The sequence below is a fragment of the Catenulispora pinisilvae genome (assembly GCF_015356865.1).
Classification (GTDB): Bacteria; Actinomycetota; Actinomycetes; order Streptomycetales; family Catenulisporaceae; genus Catenulispora; species Catenulispora pinisilvae.
In genome coordinates, this window is the sequence record NZ_JAAFZA010000134.1 from 21,153 (window position 1) to 27,601 (window position 6,449).

Genomic DNA, 6,449 nt, shown 5'->3' on the forward strand with positions numbered 1-6,449 from the left:
GTACAAGGTACAACTCGCGATGCGGGAGGATTGTTCCCGTGCCGACGGAACGAACCAGCGCCGGTGACCCGGCCCAGACCTTGCGGCTGCTCTGGCGCGCCGCCGAGGACCCCGCCACTCCGCCCGCCCCGCGCCGCGGACCACGGCGGGCGCTCAGCGTGGACGCGGTGCTCGCCGCCGCGACCGCGCTCGCCGACGCCGAGGGGCTGGAGGCGGTGACGATACGGCGGGTCGCGCAGGAACTCGGCGTGGTGCCGATGTCGCTGTACACGTACGTGCCGGGCAAGGCCGAGTTGTTGGACCTGATGATGGACGCCGCGTACGACGCGATGCCGCGCCCCGACACCGCCGGCGAGCCGTGGCGCGCGCGAGTGAAGGCGATCGCGGAAGAGAACCGCGCCTTGTTCGAGGTGCATCCGTGGGCGGCGGAGGTCTCGACCGCACGGCCGCCGCTGGGCCCGGGGCTGATGGCCAAGTACGAACACGAACTCACCGCGTTCGAGGACACCGGGCTCGGCGACGTGGAGACGGACGACTGCCTGACGCACCTGCTCGGATTCGTGCAGGGCTGGGCCCGCAGCGCCGCGGACACGCGCGCCGCGCAGGCCGAGAGTGCGATGAGCGACCGGCAGTGGTGGCAGGCGAACGCGCCGTTGCTGGAGAAGGTGTTCGACGCCGAGAAGTACCCGAACGCGGTGCGCGTGGGATCGGCGGCCGGAGAGGCGCATGGCGCGGCTTATGACGCGGACCATGCGTACGAGTTCGGGCTGGAGCGGGTGCTGGATTCTTTCGAGGCGCTGATCGCGGGGCGGCGGCGGACCCGCTAAAACAGGGCCGCCGCCGCAGAGCCTTCAGTCGCTGTCAGTCGCAGAACTGTCAGTCACCGGAAGCCAGCAACTCCAGGTCCTCCGAGGTCAGCCGGATCGCGCCGGCGGCGATGTTCGCCTCCAGGTGGGCCAGGTCGCCGGTGCCGGGGATGGCGAGGACGTGCGAGCCCTGCGACAGGGTCCAGGCCAGGCGGATCTGCTGCGAGGTGACGCCGTGGGCTTCGGCGACCTTGAGGACGCGGGCATCTTCGGAGACCTCCTCGGGCGCCGGGGCACCGGAGCGGGCGCCGGCGATGGCGAAGAAGGGCACGAACGCGATCCCGAGTTCCCCGCAGGCCTTCATGACGTCGATCGATTCGGTGTCGTCGAGCCCGAACTTGTTCTCCACGGACACCACCGGCGCGATCTCGCGCGCCTCGGCGAGCTGCGCGGTGGAGATGCCGGACACCCCGAGGTCGCGGATCAGCCCTTCCTCGCGGAGGTCGGCCAGCGCGCCGAAGTGCTCGGCGATCGATTCGTACCGCATGTTCCGCAGGTAGACCAGGTCCAGGTGGTCGCGGCCGAGTTCGCGCAGGTTCTGCTCGACGTCGCCGCGCAGGTCCGCCGGCGTCGCCGCCGCCTCCCAGCCGCCGGCCCGGTCCCGGCGCGGGCCGACCTTGGTGGCGACCAGGACGTGGTCGGCGTCGGCACCGAGCGGGGACAGCGCGGCGTTGATGATCTCGTTCGCCGAGCGCAGGGCGGAGAAGTAGAACGCCGCGGTGTCGATGTGGTTCACGCCGAGCTCGACGGCGCGGCGGACGACGGCGATCGACGTGGCGCGGTCGCGGGGTGTGCCGTTGTGGAAGGCACCGGTGCCGGTGACGCGCATGGCGCCGAAACCGAGGCGGTTCACGGTGCGGTCGCCGAGCTGCCAGGTTCCGGCGGCGGCGGCGTTCGGAGTGTCGGACGGGTTCGCGGAGGCGTGCTGAGCGGAAGTCACAGTGACTCCTATCAGATCGCGGCGGTGCGGGTAAAGATCTTGGGCGTCTGAGCGCTTCCAGGCGCTTGTGAGGGCGGCCAGAATCTGAGCCGATATCGGCCATAAGGAATGCCTGTGGCCACTACGGAAGTACGGGACGGCGCCCGCGGTTCGACGAAGCGTCACCAATGGACTTCAGGAAAGGCAACTCCCATGACTGCATTCTCCCTGGACGGAAACGTGGCTCTGGTCACCGGTGCGACCAGCGGTATCGGGGCCGCGATCGCGGCGGCGCTGGCCGAGCAGGGGGCACACGTGCTCGTCGCGGGACGCGATGGCAAGCGCGGGGAAAGCGTCGTCACCGGCATTCGGGAAAAGGGCGGGAAGGCGGACTTCATCTCCGCGGATCTGAGCGACGCGGCGGCGGCGCGGCGGCTGGCGCGGCAGGCCGTCGAGGCCGGCGGCGGGCGGGTGGACATCCTGGTGAACAACGCCGGGGCCTACCCGTTCGGGCCGACCGCGGAGATGACCGAGGAGCAGTTCGACAAGCTGTATGCGCTGAACGTGAAGGCGAAGTTCTTCCTCGTGGCGGAGCTGGCGCCGGCGATGGCCGCGCGGGGCAAGGGCGCGATCGTCAACATCAGCACCCAGGTCGCCGCCTACGGCGCGGCGGGCATGGCGCTGTACGGTTCGAGCCTGGCGGCGGTGAACCTGCTGACGAAGGCGTGGGCCGCCGAGTACGGGCCCAGCGGCGTGCGGGTCAACGCGGTGGGCGTCGGCCCGACGCGCACCGAGGGGACCGTCGCGATGGGCGAGGGACTGGACCAGCTCGCCGCGCAGGCGCCGGCCGGGCGTCCGGCCGCGCCGGCGGAGATCGCGGCGGCGGTCGTGTATCTGGCCGGGGACGGTGCCAGCTTCGTGCAGGGTGTGGTGCTGCCGGTGGACGGCGGTCGGACCGCGGTCTGAGTGGGGCCGGTGAGCCAGCCGACTCAAGTCGCTGATTCAGTCTGATTCAGCCTACTGATTCACTCGTCCCGATCGAACGCGGCGATCAGCAGCCCCACATCACGGCGCCGCGAGTCGGCGGGCCAGAGCGCCCAGGTGCGGCGCACCAACGGGTGGCCCGCCAGCGGTTGCCAGAGCACGCCGTCGGGCAGCGGCTGCGACCAGTCCGGCGGGGCCAGCGCGAAGGCCTTCCCCGCCGTCACCGCTGCCAGCTTGACCTCGGCGATGAGCCGTTGTCCAGGCGGGGCGTCGGCACCGGGGGCCAGGCCGTGGCTGCGCAGGATCGCGGTGACCTCGTCGTGCCAGGCCGGGCTGTCGGAGCGCGGGAACGCCAGCCAGTCCAGGCCACCGAGCGCGTCCAGCGGCACCCCGTCGGGCCCGGCGAGGTCGGCGGCCTGGTCGGCGGCCAGCAGCACGCCGAGCCGTTCGCGGGTCACCAGCATCGCGTCAAAGTCGGGCCCGATCGGGCGTTCGCGGAGCAGGCCGACGTCCAGTTCCCCGGCCCGCAGCACGGCGATCTGCTCGGCGGTGGACAGGTGTCGCGCCCGCACCCGGGTGTTCGGGCACGACTCGGCGAGTTCGGCGAGCGCCGGTGCGAGCACCGCCGCGGGGAACTCCAGCGGGATGCCCAGACGCAGGACGCCGCCGTCACCCGCGGTGAACCGGGCCATGGCCCGCAGTGCCTGCTCGTGCCGGGCCAACACGGCGCGCGCCTCGGTGAGCAGCAGGCCGCCGGCTTCGGTGACCTTCACGCCGGTGCTGCTGCGTTCCAGCAACGGCACCCGCAGTTCACGTTCCAGGGCGGCGATCGTCTGCGACAGGGCCGGCTGGCTCACGTGCAGCCGCCGGGCCGCCGCCGACAGACTGCCGGCTTCGACGACCGCCACGAAGCCCTGCATCTGACGCAACTCCATCGGCCCATCCTGTCACGCGCTCCCCTTGCGAAGCCCTGGCGTGCCCCTTTTCTTCAGCGAGTCGGCACGGGTCTAGACCTAATGGACTAGACCAAGGCACCGAAAAGCCTTGACTCGGCCAACCGGCGGCAGTAGACCTTTTCATGACGCAACGTTATCCGCATCACAAAACCCTTATATGCGGATCTTCACCACATCACCTCTCCCGTGACGTGCGGCCGACAGCGGCGCCGAACTCCCTCAGTACGTGGCGCCGGCGTAGGGCGTGGGAGCCATGCCACCGGCACCACCCCGATCCCCGGCATGCCGGCCGGGGACCGTCCTGACGAGTCCTGACGAGCTCTCGGCGTTCCACCCAGAGCCCGCAGAGCTCTTCGCTGGAGAAAGGACACCCGCATGCAACGCATCTCCACCAAACGGGGCCTGGCAGCGGGCCTGGCCACGGCCGCGGTCGCGGCCGGGATCGCCGCCCTGGGCAGCGGCGGCAGCGCCGCGGCCGACAGCACCGCGACCTCCGCGGTCTCCGCCGGGCCGGCCAGCTACACGCAGGCCGTGCCGACCGGCGCGCCGTCGGACTACAGCTCGTCGCTGGAGCGCTGCGCCACCGGCGTGAACCACCCGATCAGCGGCACCAACCCGATCCTGAGTGAACCGCTGACCACCGCGTTCGCCAGCAACGTGGGGCTGTCCGAGGCGGTTTCGTACAGTGGCGACCAGTACTACGGGGACTGGACGTTCACCTTCACCAACACCTCCTCCGAGACGCTGGCCACCGACTGCGCGGTGCTGATCTGGCGCGCGCCGTCGAGCTCGGACGACCACTCGTACTCGGCGTCGCAGGCGTACGGGCACCCGCAGCAGGACTATCTGGAGGTGCCGCGCGGCGACGGGACGTCGTTCTACATCGCCCGGCTGGGCTTCCACGACGTATCCCTGGCCCAGCGCCAGCTCGCGCCCGGGCAGACGTTCACCTACACCTGGGGCGGCGCGCCGAGCACGGCGATCACCAACGACCAGATCCGCGACTCGCTGCGCTTCACCGCGGACCTGAACCTGAGCGCCAACCAGAGCATGATCCTGCACTACGGCACCAACCGGCTCACGAACTGAGCCCCCGGCGGGGCGGCGGTCGCGGGATCTGAGCCGCCGTCCCGTTCCGCAGTCGCTCGGGGGCGACGGAGAGCGGCGGCGGGGTTCGCTGGCCGTCAACCCCGACGCCGCTTTCGTGATCGGTCTTGGGTTATCGCCGGTTCCTGGGAGGGACGATGGGCGCTGCACGCCTCAGATTGCGCGGCCGGGCCGCCGGGTGGTGGTTGCTGCTGGCGGTGGTGGTCGCGGTGGTCGCGGTCAACGGGGTGCTGGCGGGGTGGTCGCGCGGGTCGACGTCGCATGGTTCTGGGTCACGTGCTTCTGGATCGCAGGGTTCTGGGTCGCACAGCGGCAAGCCTTCGGGGCCGTCGATGGTCCAGGCCCGATCGGTGGCCACGGAGGAGTTGGGACTGTGGTCCGGCGGCGGGTGGGCGCAGGCGTGGGCCCTGTGGTCGGCGGCGGGGCAGGCGGCGCTGAGCGAGGCGGACTACGTGCAGCTGAACACGCGGTGCCGGCCGGCGTTGGGCGAACCGTACGTCATCGACGCGGCGACGAACGTGGACGCCACGAACGTGAGCGTGACCTGGCATCAGGGTTCGATGACGGGCGGCGGCGCGGTGGTCTTCGAGGGCGGGAAGTGGAAGTACCAGCCGGACGCGCAGACGTTGGCCGCGTACCGCGGCGGCGTCGCGCAGGTGGTGGCCGAACGGAAGGCGGCGGGCGAGTGTCACTGACACGGCGAGTCCTGACGGTGTGCGCAGCGGCCATCGCGGCGCTGGTGGTGCTGGCCGGACCAGCCTCAGCACACGCGGAGTTGGTGGCGTCGACCCCATCGCAGGGTGCTGTGGTGCGGAGCGAGCCGACGCAGGTGGCGCTGCGGTTCTCGGAGGAGATCGTGCTGCGGCTGAGCGCGGTGAAGGTGATCGGCCCGGACGGCCGCCGCCTGGACACCGGGGCCCCGCACGCAGGCCCGTTCGGCGCCAGCAGCATGGCGGTGGACCTGGCACCCGAGGCCCGGCACGGCACGTTCGTGGTGGTGTGGCAGGCGACGGCGGCCGACGACGGCCACGCCAGCTCGGGCCAGGTGCAGTTCTCGGTCGGGGCGCCGAGCGCGGCGGTGAGCGTCGCCGGACTCGGGCACAACCGGCTGACGAGTGCGATGTACGACGCCGGGCAGTGGGTCGGCTTCGCGGGACTGGCGATGGTCGGCGGGGTCGCGGCGCTGTTTACGTATCGGCGGCGGGGGCGGCCGCGGGGCGACGGATCGCCGATCGAGCATCAAGCGCGGGGCACCGACATCAATCATGCCGAAACCACAGCCGCGGCCGGAGCCGGAGCCGCTGAGCTGGATACCGGCGACTCGCGCGCCGAGCTTCAGTCAGAAGGCACCGCCGCAATCGCGACCACCCCGGCCACCGAACCTGAGCCTCAGCCTCAGCCTCAGCCTCAGCCTCAGCCTCAGCCCGCGACCTTAACGTCGGCCTCGACCTCAATCCCCACTTGGCCCGCCGCCCTCGGCTGGTCCCTCCTCCTCATCGGCACCCTGATCCAAGTCACCGCCTACGCCCCCGCAGCCCGCGGACTCCCCCTCACCCACCTCCTCGACCGCTCCCTGCTCTCCGTCACCCTCGGCACGCGCGAGGGCCACGCGTTCAT

7 protein-coding genes are annotated in these 6,449 nt (G+C 71.4%); 5 read left to right on the forward strand and 2 right to left on the reverse strand.

Going from position 1 to position 6,449, the window contains the following annotated elements:
• Nucleotides 1–38: 38 nt before the first annotated feature.
• Nucleotides 39–827, forward strand: a complete 789-nt coding sequence (locus IZR01_RS30360) for a TetR/AcrR family transcriptional regulator C-terminal domain-containing protein (RefSeq protein WP_194898642.1) — start codon at nt 39–41, stop codon at nt 825–827.
• 49 nt (nt 828–876) lie between these two features.
• On the opposite strand, the gene IZR01_RS30365 is transcribed toward IZR01_RS30360, so the two are convergent.
• Nucleotides 877–1,806 carry an aldo/keto reductase gene (locus tag IZR01_RS30365; RefSeq protein ID WP_194898641.1) on the reverse strand — a complete coding sequence of 310 codons (930 nt, stop codon included), beginning with the start codon at nt 1,804–1,806 and terminating at the stop codon, nt 877–879.
• A 192-nt stretch (nt 1,807–1,998) separates the two neighbouring features.
• Here IZR01_RS30365 and IZR01_RS30370 point away from each other — a divergent pair, with 192 nt between their 5' ends.
• Nucleotides 1,999–2,751, forward strand: coding sequence for an SDR family NAD(P)-dependent oxidoreductase (locus tag IZR01_RS30370; RefSeq protein ID WP_194925876.1), 753 nt, complete (start codon nt 1,999–2,001; stop codon nt 2,749–2,751).
• A gap of 59 nt (nt 2,752–2,810) precedes the next feature.
• On the opposite strand, the gene IZR01_RS30375 is transcribed toward IZR01_RS30370, so the two are convergent.
• Nucleotides 2,811–3,704, reverse strand: coding sequence for a LysR family transcriptional regulator (locus tag IZR01_RS30375; protein WP_194925877.1), 894 nt, complete (start codon nt 3,702–3,704; stop codon nt 2,811–2,813).
• A 396-nt stretch (nt 3,705–4,100) separates the two neighbouring features.
• Here IZR01_RS30375 and IZR01_RS30380 point away from each other — a divergent pair, with 396 nt between their 5' ends.
• The 3 genes from IZR01_RS30380 to IZR01_RS30390 form a co-directional block, all read left to right on the forward strand.
• A complete protein-coding gene (locus IZR01_RS30380) occupies nt 4,101–4,814 on the forward strand; it encodes a hypothetical protein (RefSeq protein WP_194898638.1) in 714 nt (237 codons plus the stop codon).
• 155 nt (nt 4,815–4,969) lie between these two features.
• A complete protein-coding gene (locus IZR01_RS30385) occupies nt 4,970–5,527 on the forward strand; it encodes a hypothetical protein (protein ID WP_194925878.1) in 558 nt (185 codons plus the stop codon).
• Nucleotides 5,518–6,449 (forward strand): copper resistance CopC family protein (locus IZR01_RS30390; protein WP_194925879.1); only part of this gene is annotated, 932 nt, incomplete at its 3' end. The genes IZR01_RS30385 and IZR01_RS30390, both read left to right, overlap by 10 nt.

Bases quoted from the DNA above. Each gene is read 5' to 3' on its own strand.
- IZR01_RS30380 (WP_194898638.1), top strand. From the start codon at position 4,101: ATGCAACGCATCTCCACCAAACGGGGCCTGGCAGCGGGCCTGGCCACG.
- IZR01_RS30385 (WP_194925878.1), top strand. From the start codon at position 4,970: ATGGGCGCTGCACGCCTCAGATTGCGCGGCCGGGCCGCCGGGTGGTGG.
- IZR01_RS30370 (WP_194925876.1), top strand. From the start codon at position 1,999: ATGACTGCATTCTCCCTGGACGGAAACGTGGCTCTGGTCACCGGTGCG.
- IZR01_RS30375 (WP_194925877.1), bottom strand. From the start codon at position 3,704: ATGGAGTTGCGTCAGATGCAGGGCTTCGTGGCGGTCGTCGAAGCCGGC.